Origin of the sequence: Pseudodesulfovibrio indicus (assembly GCF_001563225.1) — a bacterium.
Taxonomy (GTDB): domain Bacteria; phylum Desulfobacterota; class Desulfovibrionia; order Desulfovibrionales; family Desulfovibrionaceae; genus Pseudodesulfovibrio; species Pseudodesulfovibrio indicus.
On record NZ_CP014206.1, the window covers coordinates 550,384 to 569,659 of the forward strand.

15 protein-coding genes are annotated in these 19,276 nt (G+C 64.8%); 9 read left to right on the forward strand and 6 right to left on the reverse strand.

The genetic code is table 11. The annotated features are described in order from the left end of the window. Window positions 1-129 precede the first annotated feature (129 nt). The 3 genes from AWY79_RS02595 to AWY79_RS02605 all read left to right on the forward strand — a co-directional run bounded on the left by AWY79_RS02595 (window position 130) and on the right by AWY79_RS02605 (window position 4,130). Window positions 130-1,413, forward strand: a complete 1,284-nt coding sequence (locus AWY79_RS02595; protein WP_066799848.1) for a dihydroorotase — start codon at window positions 130-132, stop codon at window positions 1,411-1,413. A 126-nt stretch (window positions 1,414-1,539) separates the two neighbouring features. Next, entirely contained in the window at window positions 1,540-2,874 is a 1,335-nt protein-coding gene (locus AWY79_RS02600) for an HD domain-containing protein (RefSeq protein WP_066799851.1), read from the forward strand. 383 nt (window positions 2,875-3,257) lie between these two features. Beyond that, a complete protein-coding gene (locus tag AWY79_RS02605) occupies window positions 3,258-4,130 on the forward strand; it encodes a hypothetical protein (protein ID WP_158509839.1) in 873 nt (290 codons plus the stop codon). Between the two features lie 79 nt (window positions 4,131-4,209). On the opposite strand, the gene folD is transcribed toward AWY79_RS02605, so the two are convergent. The 5 genes from folD to AWY79_RS02630 form a co-directional block, all read right to left on the reverse strand. Then, a complete protein-coding gene (gene folD, locus AWY79_RS02610; RefSeq protein WP_066799860.1) occupies window positions 4,210-5,070 on the reverse strand; it encodes a bifunctional methylenetetrahydrofolate dehydrogenase/methenyltetrahydrofolate cyclohydrolase FolD in 861 nt (286 codons plus the stop codon). Window positions 5,071-5,159: 89 nt separating this feature from the next. Then, window positions 5,160-5,567, reverse strand: a complete 408-nt coding sequence (locus AWY79_RS02615; protein ID WP_066799863.1) for a hypothetical protein — start codon at window positions 5,565-5,567, stop codon at window positions 5,160-5,162. A 68-nt stretch (window positions 5,568-5,635) separates the two neighbouring features. Then, the gene (eno, locus tag AWY79_RS02620) at window positions 5,636-6,922 is read right to left on the reverse strand and encodes a phosphopyruvate hydratase (RefSeq protein WP_066799872.1); all 1,287 of its coding nucleotides are present in this window, start codon (window positions 6,920-6,922) and stop codon (window positions 5,636-5,638) included. A 176-nt stretch (window positions 6,923-7,098) separates the two neighbouring features. Beyond that, window positions 7,099-7,869, reverse strand: a complete 771-nt coding sequence (locus tag AWY79_RS02625) for a type III pantothenate kinase (RefSeq protein WP_066799874.1) — start codon at window positions 7,867-7,869, stop codon at window positions 7,099-7,101. A gap of 103 nt (window positions 7,870-7,972) precedes the next feature. Beyond that, the gene (locus AWY79_RS02630; protein ID WP_066799875.1) at window positions 7,973-10,177 is read right to left on the reverse strand and encodes a methyl-accepting chemotaxis protein; all 2,205 of its coding nucleotides are present in this window, start codon (window positions 10,175-10,177) and stop codon (window positions 7,973-7,975) included. 188 nt (window positions 10,178-10,365) lie between these two features. On the opposite strand from AWY79_RS02630, the gene AWY79_RS02635 reads away from it, so the two are divergent. The 4 genes from AWY79_RS02635 (at window position 10,366) to AWY79_RS02650 (ending at window position 14,858) form a co-directional block, all read left to right on the forward strand. Then, a complete protein-coding gene (locus AWY79_RS02635) occupies window positions 10,366-11,409 on the forward strand; it encodes a hypothetical protein (protein ID WP_066799877.1) in 1,044 nt (347 codons plus the stop codon). Window positions 11,410-11,412: 3 nt separating this feature from the next. Further along, window positions 11,413-13,920: a cytochrome ubiquinol oxidase subunit I gene (locus tag AWY79_RS02640; protein WP_066799879.1), complete on the forward strand. Its 2,508-nt coding sequence runs from the start codon at window positions 11,413-11,415 to the stop codon at window positions 13,918-13,920. A 168-nt stretch (window positions 13,921-14,088) separates the two neighbouring features. Further along, window positions 14,089-14,634 carry a DUF2975 domain-containing protein gene (locus AWY79_RS02645; protein WP_066799882.1) on the forward strand — a complete coding sequence of 182 codons (546 nt, stop codon included), beginning with the start codon at window positions 14,089-14,091 and terminating at the stop codon, window positions 14,632-14,634. 8 nt (window positions 14,635-14,642) lie between these two features. After that, the gene (locus AWY79_RS02650; RefSeq protein ID WP_066799884.1) at window positions 14,643-14,858 is read left to right on the forward strand and encodes a helix-turn-helix domain-containing protein; all 216 of its coding nucleotides are present in this window, start codon (window positions 14,643-14,645) and stop codon (window positions 14,856-14,858) included. A gap of 15 nt (window positions 14,859-14,873) precedes the next feature. Here the strand turns inward: AWY79_RS02650 and AWY79_RS02655 are convergent, their stop codons facing one another. Beyond that, window positions 14,874-16,403 carry a YifB family Mg chelatase-like AAA ATPase gene (locus AWY79_RS02655; protein WP_066799887.1) on the reverse strand — a complete coding sequence of 510 codons (1,530 nt, stop codon included), beginning with the start codon at window positions 16,401-16,403 and terminating at the stop codon, window positions 14,874-14,876. A gap of 170 nt (window positions 16,404-16,573) precedes the next feature. Here AWY79_RS02655 and AWY79_RS02660 point away from each other — a divergent pair, with 170 nt between their 5' ends. Then, on the forward strand, window positions 16,574-17,752 hold the full coding sequence (locus AWY79_RS02660) for an MFS transporter (RefSeq protein WP_066799889.1): 1,179 nt from the start codon (window positions 16,574-16,576) through the stop codon (window positions 17,750-17,752). Window position 17,753: 1 nt separating this feature from the next. Next, a complete protein-coding gene (locus AWY79_RS02665) occupies window positions 17,754-19,262 on the forward strand; it encodes an ATP-binding protein (RefSeq protein ID WP_078063587.1) in 1,509 nt (502 codons plus the stop codon). The last annotated feature ends 14 nt before the right edge of the window (window positions 19,263-19,276 follow it).

Here is a 19,276-nt window from a genome sequence, read left to right on the forward strand (position 1 = left end):
AGAGGAATACTCTCGCGAACGGCAAACGCCGCGAAGCGCACTATAAAGTTTTGGAGATTCTTAAGAACCTTTTTCAAAAGGTTCTTAAGGCCCCCGGCAGGGCCGCCGGAGGCATACCAGGAGGACACCATGGCAAAGATAGATTTGATCGTCAGGCGCGCCAGGTTGGACGGCAAGGAAGTGGACGTGTTCGTGTCCAGGGGCAGGATCGTCGAGGTGAAACCCTCGGCCAAGTCGCTGGACACCGGGGAGGCGCGCGTGGAGGAAGCCTACGGCCTGACGCTCCTGCCGTCCCTGACCGACGTGCACGTGCACTTGCGCGAACCGGGGTTCGAGTACAAGGAGGACGTGGAGTCCGGCCTGCGCGCCGCCGCCTGGGGCGGGTTCGGCAACATCATGTGCATGGCCAACACCAAGCCGGTCAACGACTGCGAATCCGTGACCGAAATGATGCTCGAAAAGGCCCGCAAATACTGGCCCAAGGGGCCGCGCCTGTTCCCCATCGGCGCGCTGACCAAGGGACTCAAGGGGCAGGAGCTGGCGCCCATGGCCGAGCTGGCCAAGGCGGGCTGCGCGGCCTTCTCCAACGACGGCGTGCCCGTGGAGTCCACCAAGATTTTCCGGTTGGCCGTGGAATACGCCTCGGACTGGGACCGCGTGGTCATCGACCACTGCGAGGACCCGTACCTGGGCGTGGCCGCGGGCGTGAACGAGGGCGAGGTCTCCAGCCGCCTGGGATTGCCCGGCCAGCCCGACGTGGCCGAGGCGCTCCAGGTGGCCCGCGACGTGCTGCTCTCCGAATACCTGGACCTGCCCATCCACCTGGCCCACATCTCCTGCCGCAAGTCCGTCGACCTCATCCGCTTCGCCAAGGCGCGCGGGGTCAGGATCACGGCCGAGACCACGCCCCACTACCTGACCATGACCGAGGACGTGCTGGAGGCCGAAGCCACCGAGTACTCCACCCTGGCCAAGGTCAATCCGCCCCTGCGCACCGAGGACGACCGGCTGGCCATGATCGAGGCGCTGAACGACGGGACCATCGACTGCCTGGCCACGGACCACGCGCCCCACGCGGGCTACGAGAAGGAGACCGAGTTCGACGTGGCGCCCTGCGGCATCACCGGCCTGGACACGGCCCTGTCCGTGACCTGGGGGCTGGTGCGCGACGGCGTCCTGACCCGCGAAACCTTTGTCCGCGCCTGGACCACGGCCCCGTGCACGGTCTTCAACCTGCCGGTGAACACCTTCGCGCCCGGCGACCCGGCGGACTTCTTCCTGTTCGACGAGGACGAGGAATGGACCGTCACGCCGCAGGCCCTGCATTCCAAGGGAAAAAACACGCCGCTGCTCGGTTCCGTCCTGAAAGGGCGGGTAAAAACCCATTTCATTGCGGGAAAAAAGATTGTATAGCAGGGATTCCCGGTGACCGACCCTGGTCCCGGCCCCTCCGGGAGCGAAAACGCCCTCCCGGCGGGCAAATGAATCACCAAGAGGGCGCCCGCCCGGACGGATGCGGCGCGCCGAGAAAGGAGAGATATGAGCCAGCCCTTCAAAGACGCTGTCGGCTTTTGCAAAACCATCATGCGTAACGGCTTTGACGCCTATATCATCAACGTCCGGCTCCAGGCCCTGACCCTGGACCAGACGGGCAGCGAAAAGGAACTCGACATCTGCACCGAAGCCGGATTCGAGGAATTGAAGAAATATTTCCCCAACATGGAAGAGTCCAAGGACAAGGGCGTTGTCGGCACCCTGGTCGAGGGCGGAGTCACCTACTACTTCTACCCCGCCTCCACCGAGGAAGCCGCCTACACCGACGAGGCCGTGTCCACCATGACCCCCCGGCTGCTCAAGCGGCTGGAACAGCGCGGCGACATCCCCCTGTCCGCGGTCTGCCCCTTCATCCCGCGCGCCAAGGAGACCTACGCCGACTTCGCGGACTTCGCCGAAGGCAAGATCCGCTTCAAGGGCATGCCCGACCAGGCCCTCAAGAAGGACTACTCCCTGGCCTATCGCGCCCTGCGCTTCGCGGCCAACTTCGACAAGGAGATCGAGGCCAACTCCTGGGCCGCCATCGTGCGCTGCTCCCGGCGCGTGCTCGACTACGTGCCCATGTCCCAGTTCCTGGACGAATGGCGCAAGGTCGAGGCCGAGTCCATGCACAAGTTCTTCCGCCTGCTCTTCGACTCCATGCTCCTGCACGGCCTGATCCCGGAGATCGCGGCCCTGTCCCGCGTCACCCAGATCAAGAACCCGGAAGAAGGCACCGAAGAGACCGTCCTGGAACACACCCTGGACGTCATGAAGACGTACCCCGAAGAGCTGCCCTTCGACTGGTTCGGCACCGTGGCCTGCCTGTTCCACGACATCGGCAAACTCTACACCGCCGAATACTACGAAGGCCGCTGGAATTTCCTGCAGCACCACCGCGTGGGCGCCAAGGTTACCCGCAAGGTCCTGAAACGGCTTCACTTCGAAGAGCAGGACATCGACCTCATCTGCGACCTCGTCCAGAACCACATGCGCCCGCACTTCATGCTCACCGACAAGGGCATCCGGCGGCTGCGCGGCCTGGACGAATACCCGCGCATCATGGAGATGGTCCGCGCCGACATCAAGGCGCGCGACGGGTCCTGGCGCGAGTTCAACCACAACCTCAAGATGGCCGAACGCGCCGATATCCCGGACCTCGAACTGGAACCGCTGCTCGACGGCAACCGGATCATGGAACTGGCCAAACTCAAGCCCGGACCGGCCATCGGCAAGATCCGCGACCAGCTGCTCCAGGCGCAGGTCCGCGACGACGTCTCCACCGTGGAAGACGCCGAAGCCTTCGTCCTCGCCTACATCGAAGAAAACCGCATGTACTAACGCGGTTTGCGATCGCAATCAAAAGCCCCGCCCGGCACCCGCCGGGCGGGACTTTTTTTTGCGCCTCCGGCGGCCAGGGGGGAAAGGGGAAGAGGGGGACCTTTTGGAAAAGGTCCCCCTCTTCCCCTTTCCCCCCTGGACCCCCCAATCCCCTTCTCCCCTCCCAAACTTTTTGGGTCGCTTCGCGAGGGGTGGCGGGTCGAGAGAGGCCGGTTTTCTTCACCCATGCTCCAACACGCCCCCTGACACCTTCCCTTGTCCTCCGCCCTGCCCGCCGCGCCCCCCCCCGACACTCGCCAACGGCTGGAGGCCCGGAGGCACCGTACAAACATTTATGAGACATGGAGTATAAAGAAACATTCGGGTCGTCCGATAAAGTGAGCATGAGAATCTCAGGCGCGCACATGAATTACGGCTTCATGCAGCAGCTCAAGGAGCGGCAGAACCAGGGCCAGGACCTTGGGGACGCGGCGTCGTTGCTGGATGATTCCAACGGGTTGCGCCTGGGCCAGATCGCGGTGCTCAACCCGGCCAAGGACGGGCTGACCCCGGCGGCCACGGCCCTGGCCAAGGCGCCGGGCCAGGCGGACAAGCTGCCCGCCGATTTCCCGCGCACCCTGGGCGAGACCTTTGCCAACGAGATCGTCCGGCGCATGGGCGAGGTCACGGACGAGAACGGCGAGCCCAGGGATTCCGGCGAGCTGCGCGACGAGCTGGCGTCCACCATGGACTGGCTGCGCGAGCGGTTCGGGGACGAAACGGCTTCCGCCGCTGCGGGCATGATCATTCAGTCCACCGCTTCGGGCGTGACCGAGGATACCCTAGGCGAGGGCATGCTCAACGTCCTCAAGTTCATCGACCGCAACTTCGGCATCGCCGCCGGTGACGAGGCCATGGCCCGGTTCAATTCCGGGATCAACAACGCCCTGAACAACTTTTTCGACAACGGCCTGAACGAGCTGTTCTTCGACGCCGGGAGCACGGACGGGGTCTCGGCCACCCAGGACCTGACCGCCCGCTTCTTTGCCCATACGGCCCAGTCTGCCGACTCCGGCGCGGCCGACTCCCTGGACGAGCTGAACGACATCCTCGAGGAGCTGAGGGGCGAGCTGGACAACATCGCCCAGCTCCAGGACCTGACCTCCAAGCTGGAGGCCGACTTCAACCCGGCCAAGGCGAGCGTGAGCAAGGCGCTTGAGGCTTACCAGGCCCCGGCCCAAAGCGTGGAGCCGCAGTTCGCCAGCGTGACCGTCTAGGATATTGCCGCGGATGCAAAAAAAGAGGCCGGACTTGATCCGGCCTCTTTGCTTTTGAACGATCGGTGCAGGCGGGGGGTTACGCCGCGCCCACGTGGAGCTTGAACGCCTCCAGGGTGTTGACCATGAGCTGGGCGATGGTCATGGGGCCGACACCGCCCGGCACCGGGGTGATGGCGTGGACCTTGTCCTTGAGGGCGTCGAAATCGCAGTCGCCCACCAGCCCCTCGTCGGTGCGGTTGATGCCCACGTCCACGACCACCGCGCCTTCCTTGACCATGTCGGCGGTCACGAAGTTCGGCATGCCGATGGCCGCGAAGATGTAGTCCGCTTCCAGACATTCGGCCTTGAGGTCGGCGGTGCGGGAGTGGCACAGGGTCACGGTGGCGTTGGCGCACGGGCCGCTCTGGGAGAGCATCATGGCCAGGGGCTTGCCCACGATGTTGGACCGGCCGATGACCACGGCCTTCTTGCAGGCGGGGTCCAGGCCGTACCGCTTGAGCAGGTTGATGACGCCGGCCGGGGTGCAGGGCTTGAAGCCGGGCAACCCCAGCGACATCTTGCCCACGTTCACCGGGTGGAAGCCGTCCACGTCCTTGTTCGGGTCGATCAGGTCGAGAATCTTCTGGGAGTCCAGCCCCTTGGGCAGGGGCAACTGGACCAGGATGCCGTCCACGTTCACGTCGCGGTTGAGTTCCTGGATCAGCCCTTCCAGCTCCAGCTGGCTGGCCGTCTCCAGACGGTGAGGGATGGAGCGGATGCCGCAGTCCTCGCAGGCGCGCTCCTTGTTGCGGACGTAGACCTGGCTGGCGGGGTCCTCACCCACCAGGACCACGGCCAGTCCGGGTTTGCGACCGTACTTGGCCTCCAGTTCGCTGACCTCTACCTTGATCTCGGCCCGGATGGTCGCGGCCGTTTCCTTTCCGTCCAGCAGAATCATGTGCGTCCTCTCTGTCGGTTTGGTGCGGTGAATGGATGCGGGTCGCTTCTCACGAACCGCCCATTCCGTCAAGTCCGCGCCGGGGCGCTTTATTGGGCCTTCTTGTACACGCCCTGGAGGACTTTGGCGTCCGGGCCGCTCTCCACGTAGAAGAGCAGCATGCGCCCGCCCGCCTCGTCGTAGTCGCCGTGGAGGGTGCCGTCGTTCTCCTCGGCGATGTACAGCTCGCCGTCGGCCGCGATGCCGCCCACGATCTTCTCGGTGAAGGTCTCGCCCTTGAGGGTCCACCGCTTGTAGCCCGTGAAGACGCGGCCCTTCTGGTCCTCGATGACCAGGGTGGAGCCCGCCTCCTTGTTCTCGTAGATGCCCGCCTTGATGCCCGCCACGGTGGTGGACTGGCAGACCCACGCGCCCTCGAGGTTCGGGGCGTCCCCGGCCAGGGCCGGAACGGCGGAGAGGATCGCGATCAGAAACAGGGGAAAGAACAGCTTTTTCATCGTCGGCCTCCGGTGTTGCAGGGTGAAAAAAAAGGGCCGCCCCGTGAGGAGCGGCCCTTGGCAAACCGTTATTCTTCGAAGAAGCTGCCGCCGAGAATGGGGCCGTAGTAGACGCCGTCGTCTCCCAGGTCCTCTTCGATGCGCAGCAGCTGGTTGTACTTCTCCAGCCGGTCGGAGCGGCACAGGGAGCCGGTCTTGATCTGGCCCGCGTTCACGGCCACGGCCAGGTCGGCGATGAAGTGGTCGCCGGTCTCGCCGGAGCGGTGGGAGACCACGTTGGTGTACCCCGCGGTCTTGGCCAGCTCGATGGTGTCGAGCGTCTCGGTGACCGTGCCGATCTGGTTCAGCTTGATCAGGATGGAGTTGCACACGCCCCGGTCGATGCCTTCGGCCAGGATGTCCGGGTTGGTGACGAACAGGTCGTCGCCCACCAGCTGGATGCGGTCGCCCATCTTGTCGGTCATGGCCGCCCAGCCGTCCCAGTCGCCCTCGGCCAGCCCGTCCTCAATGGAGATGAGCGGGAACCGGGAGACCAGGTCGTCGTAGAAGTCGATCAGTTCGTCGGCGGAGAAGGTCTTGTTCTCGCCCGCCAGGACGTACTTGCCGTCCTTGTAGAACTCGGAGGCGGCGGCGTCGATGGCCAGGCCCACTTCGCGGCCCGGCTCGTACCCGGCGGCCTCGCAGGCGCGGATGATGTACTGGAACGCCTCGGCATGGGACTTCAGGTTGGGGGCGAAGCCGCCCTCGTCGCCCACGGAGGTGACGTGTCCGTCCTTGGCCAGGATGGATTTCAGCTTGTGGAAGATTTCGGCACCCATGCGCAACGCCTCGGCAAAGGTGTCCGCGCCCACGGGCATGATCATGAACTCCTGGATGTCCAGGTTGTTGGGGGCGTGCTCGCCGCCGTTGATGATGTTCATGAGCGGCACGGGCAGGAGCTTGGCGTTGGTCCCGCCGAGGTACTGGTAGAGGGGCATGCCCATGAATTTGGCGGCCGCGCGGGCGGTGGCCATGGACACGCCGAGCAGGGCGTTGGCGCCCAGGCGGTCCTTGTTCTCGGTGCCGTCCAGGTCGATGAGCGCGTTGTCCAGGGTCAGCTGGCGCACGGCGTCCATGCCGATGACGGCCCCGGCGATCTCGCCGCGCACGTTCTCCACGGCCTGCATGACGCCCTTGCCGCCGTAGCGCTCTTCCTTGTCGCGCAGCTCCAGGGCCTCGCGGGACCCGGTGGATGCGCCGGAAGGCACGGCTGCCCGGCCGATGTCGCCGGATTCCAGGATCACTTCGCACTCTACAGTGGGGTTGCCGCGCGAATCGAGGATCTCGCGCGCCCAGACGCCGGTGATGATGCTCATTATACTTCTCCTTACTCAGAATTGAAGACAGGTCGTATCCCGTTGAATGGCGGGAATTCTAGATGATTTCTGCCGGATGCTCAATTGCATACTACGTATGCGCGCCGATGGGCAGTTATTATTTCGTGACGATGCCCGCACATCCCGGAGACGGCGGCCGCCTTCGGGCCTCGCCGCTAGCGGTTGTAATACGCCATCCACAGCCCTTCCATGACCAGGTCGGGGCGGAGTTCGTTGATGGACTCCGAGACCTGGGCGATGGTCCGGGCCAGGCCGCCGGTGGCCACCACGAAGGGGTCCGGGAGCTGCAGGGAAAGTTTTTCGACCAGGCCGTCGATCATGGACGCGAACCCGAAGATGAAGCCCTGGTTCAGGCACTCGGCAGTGCTCTGGCCCCACCGCAGGGTCGGGCTTTGCAGCTCCAGGTCCACCTTGGGGAGCTTGGCCGTGCCCGAGGCCAGGGCCGAGGCCGACGAGAGCAGGCCGGGACAGATGAGCCCGCCCTTGAAGGCGTTGCCCTGCACGCAGGCGCAGGTGGTGGCCGTGCCGAAGTCGACCACGATGAGGTTGTCTTCGTCGTAGGTCATGCGTGCGGAATAGCAGCCCACCAGGACGTCCGCGCCCACCTGTTCCGGGTGCACGTATTCGTTGTCGATGTCGATCTGCAGGTCCCGGCCCGCGAAAACCGCGTCGCATTCCAGGAACCGGGCGGCCATGCCGGCTATGAGCGGGTCCAGCGGCGGGACCACCGAGGAGATGACGCACGCCTCGATCTCCGTGGGTTCGATCCCTTCGCGCAGGAGGATGGACTCGATCTTGAGTCCCCAGTCGTCGTCGGTGTTGGCCGGGCGGGTCGGCAGGGTGTAGCTCTCGTGGAGTCCCTGCTCGTCGGCCAGGCAGAGTTTGGTGTTGGTGTTTCCGGCGTCGAACAGCAGCGTCTTGCCCATGGCGGTCTCTCCTTGGCAGCATTTCTACCCTTTTCGGCGCAAAAGACAAGGCCCGCGCCATGCAACGGCATGACGCGGGCCCGCACTAAGGAGGAGTAAGGAATCAGAATCGTTCAAACTCGGTGTCGTCGCCCATGTCCAGGTCCAGGCCTCCGCCCGGGGACTTGGGCGCGGCCTTGGGTCCGTCCTTGGGCGACGCCTTGGGCGCGGCCTGGGGCAGCGCCTTGGCCCGGGAAGGCCCGGCGGAGGCCACGACCCGCTTCGTCCTGGGCGGCTGCGCCATGCGGGCGCTCCCTTCCAGCCGGAAATAGCCGATGATCTGCTGCAGTTGCAGGGCGTGGGACGACAGGGTCTCGGAGGCGGCGGCCACGTGCTCGGACTCGGCAGCGTTCTGCTGGACCACGCGGTCCAGTTCCAGGACGGCGTTCTTGATCTGGGACGCGCCCGTGCTCTGCTCCTCGCTGCTCACGGATATCTCGCGGATCAGCTCCGCCGTGCGGGTGATATCCGGGACCATCTTGTCGAGCATGGTCCCGGCCTGTTCCGCGATGGCCACGGAGTTGGCGGACAGCTCGCTGATCTCGGCCGCGGCCACGCCGCTGCGCTCGGCCAGCTTGCGGACCTCGGCGGCGACCACGGCGAATCCCTTGCCGTGCTCGCCCGCGCGGGCCGCCTCGATGGCCGCGTTGAGCGCCAGCAGGTTGGTCTGGCGCGCGATCTCCTCGATGATGGCGATCTTGTCCGCAATCAGGCGCATGGCCTCCACGGTCTGGGTCACGGACCGGCCGCCCTCTTCGGCGTCGCCCGCCGCCTGACGGGCGATCTCCTCGGTCTGCCGGGCGTTGTCCGTGTTCTGCTCGATGTTGGCGGTCATCTCCTCCATGGAGGCGGAGACCTCTTCCACCGCGCTGGCCTGGTTGGACGCGCCTTCGGCCAGGGCCGTGGAGGTGTTGGTCAGCTCCGCGCTGCCCATGGTCACGGATTCCGCCGCCGCCTGGACGTTGGAGACCACCTCGCGAAGCTTCTCGCCCATGGCGTTGACCGCTTCGCCCAGGTCGTCCATCTCGTCGCGCATGCCCCCCTTGCGGACGGCGAGCTTCGGCACGTCCAGGTCGCCCTGGTTGATGTCGGCCATGACCGTCACCGTGGTGCCGATGGCAAGGCTCATCTTGCGGGCGAAGAAGATGAAGCAGACCACGCCCACCAGGAGCATGGCCGCGCCGATGCCCACGGTCCACCACTTGGTGGACTGCAGGGCGCTGTCCGTGGCCCGCTGGCCCTCCATGAACTCGTCGAGATAGCCGGTGCCGAGAATCACCCAGTCCCAGGGCTTGAAATACACGGCGCTCAGGATGGCGGTGCGCGCGTCGCCCGCCATGGGCAGATCGGTCTCGATGGTCACCACCTTGCCGTCCGCTTCCTTGGCCTGCCTGGCCAGTTCCCGATAGACGTCCGCGCCGGAAACGTCCTTCTCGTCAAAGATGGACTGCCCCTCCCTGCCGGTGTCCTTGTGGATCTTGATCACGCCTTCGGAAGAGCCGGACCCGCCGAACACGGTCAATGCCCCGGACGCGCCCAGCTGCACGGACTTGAATCCCCGGCGCAGCTGCTCCACGCCCTCCTGGAGGATGCCCACGTACAGACAGCCGATGACCTTGCCCGATCCGTCCTTGATGGGCCGGTACTGGGTCAGGTACCAGGCGTTGACCACGAAGGCCGTGCCCCGGAAGGTCTCCCCGGCCTTGATGGACTGGGCCACGGCCGAGGAACTGGGGATGTAGGTGCCCACGGCGCGCTTGCCGTCGGTCTTGAGGATGTTGGTGGCCACCCGCAGGAGGTCGCCGGAGCTATTCATGGTCTGGAACACCGTACAGGTGGTCCCCGTGAGCTTCATTATCTCGTCCACCAGGGGCGTGGGCTTGTTCGGGTCGGCGTTCTGGCCCAGCCACTCGGTGCCCAGGGCCATCTCCGGAAGGTTCACGCTGGTCCCTTCCTTGGTGATCTGGTTGACCGCCTTCCACTCCACGTCGCCGTCCAGGAGGCCCAGCCCGCCGCCGCGCTCCACGATGTCCAGGACCACCCGCATGTCGTTCTCCAACTGCTTGGTCAGGGTGGCGTGCTGGGTGTCGAGCAGGTTTCGGGCGTCGTCCACGGCCAGGGTCATTTCCTTCTGGGCCTGGATATTGAAATGCTTGGTCAGGGTCCTGGAGACCTTGGAGCTCTGCCACAGGAGGATGCCGAGGATGCCTGCCGCAGTCAGGCCGACCAGGACTGTACCCAGCACGGTGAGCTTGGGACCTATCTTCATGTCTTTCTCCCTGGAATTCCGGTTGGGTGTCTTTAACCATACCCTAACACAATCCGACCCGGACGCAATTATAATTCGCCAAAGATTAAAGAGGTGTATATTCTAACAGGAGTCCGTCTTTGTTGTGTCGTCCGTTCAATTATTCTATAAGACGGCAATTATACCCGCAACGCCACAAGGAGTGACCCGTGAATCCAGCTTCCCTCATCCCGCTGGCAGAGCCGATACCTATCCACTGGGCTTGGTTCGACATCCTGCTCATAGCCACCTTCGCGGCCCACGTGCTGTTCATGAACGCCCTGCTCGGCTCCGCGGTCATCGGGCTGGCCCACGCCCTGCGCGGCGACGGCGGGATCATCCGCGAGGCGGGCAAGAAGCTCCCCCCCCTGCTGGCGCTGACCATCAACATGGGCGTTGCACCCCTGCTCTTCCTGCAGGTCAACTACGGCAATTTCGACTACGTCAGCTCCGTGCTCATGGGCGGCTGGTGGCTGGCGGTCATCGCGGTCCTCCTCTACTCCTACTACGGGTTCTACGCCTACAAGTTCAAATACGACACAATGGGGCCGAGACTGCGCACCCTGCTCTTCGGAACCTCGCTTCTGGGATTGTTCTACGTGGGCTTCATGTTCTCCAACAACATGACCCTGATGCTCCGGCCCGAGGCGTGGACCCGGTATTTCGAGACCACCGCCGGGTTCCTCAACTGGTCCGACCCGGCCCTCTATCCCCGGTTCCTGCACATGATGCTCGGGGCCGGGGCCGTGGGCGGGCTGTTCGTGGCCCTGCTCGGCCAGGTCCGGGGCAAGGACGACATGGTGACCACCGGCATGTGGTGGTTCACCCGGACCACCCTGGCCAACCTGGCCGTGGGCGTGTGGTTCCTCATGGCCCTGCCCAACGAGGTGCTGACCGCGCTCATGGGCGGCAACCTCCCGGCCACCCTGACCCTGGTCGCGGCCCTGCTGGCCGTGGGCGGCGCGCTCTACGCGGGCTTCAAGGGCCAACCCCGGCAGACCGCAGGCTGGGCCGTGGCCACCGTGTTCCTCATGGCCTGCGTCCGCCACTGGGTGCGCGCCCTGTACCTCGCGCCGTGGTTCACCATCGAATCCCTGCCCGTGACCAACCGGTACGGGTCCTTCTACCTGTTCGTCGGCTTCCTGGTCGCGGGAGGCGCGATCATCGCCTACATGCTCAAACTCTATTTCAAATCCAGGCAGGGGAGGGCGTAGATCATGGATTATCCCATCTGGCAACTGACCACCCTCGGCGGCGGCTTCTGGATCGCGCTCATCGCCACCCTCCACGTCTACGTGGCCCACTTCGCCGTGGGCGGCGGCCTGTTCCTGGTGCTCACCGAGCGGGCGGCCTACAAGTCCGGCAACCCGCATCTGCTCAAGTACGCGCGCAAGCACTCCCGGTTCTTCCTGCTCCTGACCATGGCCTTCGGCGGCGTGTCCGGCGTGGCCATCTGGCTGACCGTGGCCCTGCTCGCGCCCCAGGCGACCATCACCCTCATCCATCAGTTCGTGTTCGGCTGGGCCGCGGAGTGGGTCTGCTTCCTGGGCGAGATCGTGGCCCTGATCATCTACTACTACACCTGGGACTCCATGGAGCGCCGGGACCACATGATCGTGGGCTGGCTCTACTTCCTGTTCGGCTGGCTGTCCCTGTTCCTGATCAACGGGATCATCGGCTTCATGCTGACCCCCGGCCAATGGCTGGAGACCCGCAGCTTCTGGGACGGCTTCTTCAACCCGTCGTTCTGGCCCTCGCTGGTCTTCCGGACCTTCTTCTCGGCGGTCTGCGCCGGGCTGTTCGGGTTCGTCACGGCCACGCGCATCGAGGACGAGAAGACGCGGCTGTCCACGGTCCGCACCTGCTCGGCCTGGACCGTGCTCGGCGTGCTGGCCGTGTTCCTGTCCGGCTGGTGGTATGTGGCGGCCATGCCGCCCGAGCAGCACGAGATGATCGTGCTCAAGTCCATCCGGGTCCTCAACTTCATGCAGTACTTCTGGATCTTCGGCATCGCCACCCTGGTGGGCGGCCTGCTGCTGGCCGTGAAGACGCCCCGGCGCATGTCCTTTGTCCTCGCCCTGGTGGTCCTGGTGGTGGGCCAGGGGCTGTTCGGCTCCTTCGAGTTCATCCGCGAGGCCGGGCGCAAGCCGTACCTCATCTGGGACACGGTCTACTCCTCGTCCATCGTCAAGGCGCAGGTGCCGGTGCTCAACCAGAACGGCGTCCTGGCCTCGGCCAAGTGGGCCCCGCCCGAGGTCAGAAACGGCATCACCGAGGACAACGTCAAGACCGCGGGCGCGTTCCTGTTCCAGCTCGAATGCTCGGCCTGCCACTCCATCCACGGCCCCATGAACGAAATCACCAAGCGCACCGCGCAATATGACGTGGGGGGCATGGACGCCTTCCTGACCGGCATGGGCAAGCTGAACCGCTACATGCCGCCCTTCATCGGTACCCCCGAGGAGCGCATGGCCCTGGCCCGGTACATCGCCGAGGACCTGAACGGCCACGCCCCGGTGACCGCGGGCGCCGCCCCGGAGATGGCCGAGACCGCGCCCGCGCCGTTTGACACCGAGACCTCCGAGTACACCCTGGTGGCCTGGTGCTCGCGCGGCATGGGCTTCTTCTCCCAAAACGACAAGTGGACCCTGCTGCCGCCCATGAACGTCATCCGCGCCCAGCTGGTGCGGCGCGATCCCTCGCCCGAGCGGGTCGCCGACGACGTGACCATCGGCTACGCCATCGAATCCGACCAGGAGGACCCGAACCTGACCGGGGAGCTGGCCTACAGGGACGACGCGGGCCGGTTCGAGGCCCAGGTCGCCATCCCGCCCTATTCCACGGAGGGGTACAACCCCCTGCCCATCGTCACCCTGACCGCCAAGGACGCGGACGGCAACGTGCTGGCCACGGCCAAGCTCGCCGCGCCCACCTCGGACCAGATGGGCTGCCGCAACTGCCACAGCGGCGACTGGGACCGCGACGGTTCCGGCATCGCCACGGCAACGGTGGAAAACATCCTGGCCACCCACGACCGCATGAACTCCACCAGGCTCGCCCAGACCCAGGGCGTGGTGGAATGCACGGCCTGCCACGACGACCCGATCCAGAACGCCGAGGGCAACGCGGACAAGCCCAACCTGTCCGCCGCCATCCACGGCGTGCACGCCATCTACATGGAAGGCCGCGAGGCCGAGGGGTCCTGCCTGAAGTGCCACCCCAACTCCACCCTGCGCGGCCAGCACGAGGCGGTCGGCTTCGTGTGCACCGACTGCCACGGCATGATCGAGGACCTGGCCATCTCCCTGCTCAAGGCCGAAGTGATCCGGGGCGTTCCCGGCGCGGGCCGCATCCTGGCCCGGCTGACGCCCAGGACCATGACCAACAAGGAGGCCATCAATCCTCGCCGGCCGTGGCTCAACGAGCCCGACTGCCTGACCTGCCACGTGGACTTCTCGCCGCCCGAGACGGACTCCGCGTTCAACGCCTGGACCGAGGGACCGGACCAGCTCTTCGCGGCCCGCCGCGACGACATGGACGCCATGCACTGCGGTGCGTGCCACGGCTCGCCCCACGCCATCTACCCGGCCACCGCCAGGGACAACGTCATGCCGCTCCAGTACATGGACCAGGCCCAGCCCCTGGGGGCCAACGGCAACTGCACGGTCTGCCACCGCGAATCCATGGACTACCCGGCCCATCATCCCGGCATGGGGTTGGAGTAGAACGGACCACACACGAAACCAAAGGGGCCGGCGCAATGACGCGCCGGCCCCTTTTGCATGCGAAACGGATTGCGGATCAGGCCTCTTTTTGTATTTCCCCCTCATTGACAGGCCCAACAATTATCGTTTAACAATGATTAATCATCGTCAAACAATAAGGAGCCATCCATGGACACAATAACGAAGCCGAGCAGGCGTTTTGCCATTCTCTTTCGAGCCCTCTTTTATATCCACCCTGTCATACTGTTCGTCTTCTGGATGTCTTTCGACCCCACCGACAGCACGGGGTGGCTGGGCTTCAAGACGCTGAGCATCCTATCGGAAAACGGCACCGTTCCCGATATCGACACCTGGCAGCGCATTGCCTGTTTCGGCGTGGCGATGCTTCCCGGCACGGCGATCATGTATGTATATCTGGCCCTTTCCCGGCTGTTCGGCCTGTACGGTCGCGGCGTGTTCTTCGGAAAGGAAAACGTGTCCTGCTACCGCTCGATCGCCTACGGACTCATTGCCCAGCAATTCCTGTTCGTCGTGGAGGAAACAGTGCAGACGCTCTTGCTGACCATCCGCAATCCCGAAGGGCAGAGGATGCTCTCCGTGGGTTTCGACGACGCCAATGTTTCCCTTATTGTCGTGGGGCTCATGATCATCCTTATCTCCAGGATCATGGATGAAGGCCGCAAAATCCAGGAAGAACAAAGCCTCACCGTTTAAGGACAGCCATGGCGATACTCATCAATCTCGACATGATGCTTGCGAAACGGAAGGTCAGCTCCAAGGAATTGGCTGAAGCCATCGGGATAACGCAACAGAACCTTTCCATTCTCAAGACGGGCAAGGCAAAGGCTGTCCGCTTCTCCACCTTGAATGCCATATGCAGCCATCTGGATTGCCAACCGGGCGATATTCTTCAATATGAGCAAGACGTTGAGGAGTAGGCACCGTGTCGGGGGTCACCCTTCCCTGTCCATGGACCGGTAGTTGATGGCCTCGGCCAGATGGTCCGGGCCGATGGTCGCCGCCCCGGCCAGGTCGGCGATGGTCCGGCTGATGCGCAGGACGCGGGTATAGGCCCGGGCGGACAGCCCCAGCTTCTCCACGGCCCGGCGCAGGAAGTCGTGCTCGCCCCTGCCCAGCGCGCAGAATTCCTCCAGGGCGGAGCCGTCCAGCTCGGCGTTGAGGGAGAAATGGCGGCCCGCGTACCGTTCGGCCTGGACCTTCCGGGCCGCGAGGATGCGGCCGCGCATGGACGCGGAGTCGATCTCGCTGCGCGCCTGGCGCAGGTCCTCGTAGGGCACGGCGGGCACGTCCACGTGCAGGTCGATCCGGTCCAGCAGCGGCCCGGAGATGCGCCCCCGGTAGCGCTGCACGGCCAGCGGAGAGCAGGTGCACGGGTGGGTGGCGTCCGACAGATAGCCGCACGGGCAGGGGTTCATGGCGGCCACGAGCATGACGTCCGCCGGATAGCGCAGGGTCATGAGCGACCGGGAGATGGACACCTCGCCGTCCTCCAGGGGCTGGCGCAGGACCTCCAGCACGGCCTTCTTGAACTCCGGCATCTCGTCCAGGAAGAGCACGCCCCGGTGGGCCAGGGAGGTCTCCCCGGGCTGCGGATAGCGCCCGCCGCCCACCAGCCCCACGTCCGAGATGGTGTGGTGCGGGGTGCGGAAGGGCCGGGTGACCATCAGGGCCTGGTCAGCGGGGAGCAGTCCGGCCACGGAATAGATCTTGGTCACCTCCAGGGCCTCGTCAAAGGAGAGGGGCGGCAGGACCGTGGGGATGCGCTTGGCGAGCATGGTCTTGCCCGAGCCCGGAGGGCCGATGAACAGCAGGTTGTGGCCGCCCGCCGCCGCGATCTCCACGGCCCGCTTGGCGTGCTCCTGGCCCTTGACCTCGCCGAAGTCGCACAGGTGGGTGGTCCGCTCGTTCCACAGGGTGTCGATGTCCACGCTGGCGGGCTCGATCTCCTCCTCGCCCAGCAGCATGCGCACCACATTCGAGAGGCTGTCCGCGCCGATGACGGTCAGGTCCCCGGCCACCGCGCCCTCGCGCCCGTTGGCCCGGGGGACGATGATCCCCCTGCCGCCGTCGCGCCGCGCGGCCAGAGACAGGGGCAGCACGCCGGGCACGGCCTTGAGGTCCCCGGACAGGGAAAGCTCGCCCGCCATGAACCAGCCGTCCACGTTCTCGGGCGGGATCACGCCCATGGCGGCGAGGATGCCCACGGCCAGGGGCAGGTCGTAGCCGCTGCCCTCCTTGCGCACGTCCGCCGGGGCGAGGTTCACGGTGATCCGCGCGGGCGGCACCTTGAACCCGCAGTTCTTGAGGGCCGCGAAGACGCGCTCCTTGGACTCGCGCACCGCGCCCTCTGCCAGGCCGACCATGGTGAACGCGGGCATGCCCGAGCGGGACAGGTCCACTTCGAGCTCTACCTTGAAGGCGTCGATGCCCATGAGGGCGGCGCAGGCGATGTTGGCGATCATGGTTCTTCAGTCCTGCTTGACGGTTCGGGAAGCAAATATCGACAGCTATACACGGATATGCATTGCCCTGTAAACACCCATTTCGTTTCACTTCTTTTGGCACAGATTGAGTAAAACCTCCAAACCGCTATTGTGGCTTTCCTCCGCATGGAGTATCCGAGCCATAAACCATGACCACCTCACGCTCACTCTGCAATTTCGGCTTCATTGCACTCAACCTCCTCGTCCTGTTCGCTTTCAGCAACCTGGCGGTCTTTTTCAATTTCTACGGTTTCCTCTCGCAGCTGCCCATCCCCTCCCAATGGTACGGCGTGCTCATCGGCGCTTTCTCGGCCAGCGCCCTGGTCATCCGGCCCGTCATCAGCGCCCGGCTTTCGGCCGACAACGCCGCCGGGGCCATCGGCGTCGGCCTGATGCTGACGGTGGTCTCACTGCTGCTCTATGCGCACGTCGTCTCCCTGGTTCCCATGCTGCTGCTGCGGATGCTGCACGGCGCGGCGTACGTCACCATGATGTCGGCTTCGGTGACCCTGCTCATGGTCTTCATGCCGCCGGAGAAGAGCGGCCAGGGTTTCGGCATCATCACCATCATGACCCTGTTTCCCTACGCGGTGATTCCCTACGTGCTGGAGCATGGGCTGTCCGGCGTGCCGATCGGCAGGGTCTATACCTATACGGCACTGCTGATGATCCCCCCGGCCTGCCTGCTCCTGCCGCTTTCGAGGCGGGTGCGTTCAGCCCGGTCCAGGCTGCCCGAAAGCGGGGGGGCCATGCCCAAAGGGAGCCTGTGGATCAACCTCCGGCAGCCGAAAGTCCTCATGTTGCTGGCAGCCAACGGACTGGTCTTCTGCGTCTTTTCTTCGATGTTCTTCTTTCTCAAGACCTTCTGCGCCATGTCCGGCCTTGGCGACCCCGGCCTCTTCTTCACCTGTGCGACAGCGGTGATGATTGCCGTCCGATTCTTTCTCGGCCCTCTCTTCGACAAGTTGGACAAGGGAATCCTGGCCGCCGTCAGCCTGCTCCTGTTCGCCGCAGGCGTCCTGATGCTCGCCGCCATGAACTCCCTGGCCGTTTTTTACGCCGCGGCCATCGTCTACGGGGCGGGGGTGGGCTCGGCCACTCCGCTCATGAACGGCCTGATGTTCACCATCTCCCAACCGCAGTATCGCGGCCTGAATACCAACCTCATGCTCGAAATGGTCGATGCGGGATTCTTCCTCGGCCCTGCGGCGTGCGGCCTGGCCCTGGCCGCAGGACTCGGCGTCACGCCGATTCTGGCCGGTTGCGTTGCAGCCCTGTTCCTTTCCGCCGGCCTGATGGGCCTGCTCAGAAACTCCAACCCCCAATGACATGCATCATCCAGCAGAAACCCCCGTCCGAATCTTCCTCGCCAAACTGAGTCTCCCGGTTCGCAAGCTCATGGTCCGAACCGCCGTTGAATGCGCGAACCAGGTGGCCCGGACGCTCTCCTTCGACAGCAAGGAGACCTTTGCCGTCAAACTGGCCGTGGACGAAGCATTCAGCAACGCCGTCGACCATTTCTCCGGTTCCCCCGACGACGAACAGGTGCATCTCGAATTTTACGTGGAGGGGGACAGCCTGGTCGTCTCCATCCGGGAGAAAGGGATACCCTTCGACCAGAGCCGGGCGGAACGCTTCACGCCCGGCGACCTGGAGAGCGCCAACAAGCCGGGCCTGGGGTCGCTGCTCATGCTCAACGCCATGGATTCGGTGGAACTCTTCGTCCACGGGCGGCAAGGGAAGGAGGTCCGCCTGACGAAAAAACTGCGCTATGGAGCCATCCCCGCCGATCTGCTGGGCACCAGGCCGATCAGGCGCAGGGAGAAACGGCCCACGGTCGCCGATCCGGAGATCCGGCTGGCCCGGGTCGAGGACCTGTCCGAAGTCTGCCGCCTCGCCTGGCGGTGCTACGGCTTCACCCAGGAGGAGCTCCTCTACGACCTTGAGGCGCTCACCCGCAAGGTCGAGAGCGGCGAATTCAAATCCGTCATCGCCGTCGACCCGGAGAGCGGCGCCCTGATCGGCCACGAGGGCTTCAAGTACCACGACCCCTCGGTCAAGGTCCCCGAACTGGGACTGGCGTTCGTCGATCCGGCCTACCGCTCCCCCGGCCTGCCCCTGAAAATGGCCCGGTTCCTGTACGACAGGGCCATTGCCGAAGGGGACCGGGGCATTTTCGACTGCTCCGTGACCACGCACACGTTCTCGCAAAAAGCCATGCAGGAAATGGGGTCAAGACCCTGCTGCCTCATGCTGGGCATCGCCGCTTCGGGCATGCAGGCGCGGGAACTGGCGACATCGAAGCAGGAAAAAGGGTCGGTGATGAACCACTACTTCGCCATTGACCGTTCGCCCAAAACGATCTTCATCCCCGAACGCCACAGGGCCATGGCCGAAGACATATACCGGTGGATGGACGTCCCGCGGGAGTTCGGCCACTCCGAGACGCGGGCTCCCGAGGGCGAATCCTCGGTCAGCGTGTTCCCCCTGCCGGACGAACTGAATGTCGCCTTCATCGTCGTGCACGCCATCGGCAAGGACTCCGAGAGGGAGGTGTCGGAAGGATTGCAGCAGTGCCGAGCGGAGCGAAAGGATGCCGTCTATCTCTTCCTGCCCGCCGACGTGCCCGCCTCCCCTTTTCTGGTGGACCGATGCGAGAAAATGGGCTTCTTCCTCGCCGGGGTCATGCCGCACGTCCACGGCGGACAGGACCGCGTGCTGCTCCAATTCGTGGACATACCGATCGATTTCGACGCAATCAGGATATACGGGGACATGTCCCGCCAGCTGAAGTCCTACGTCATGAGCGAACAGGAACGGGTGCGGAGCCAGAGATAACCCCTCGGCCGCCC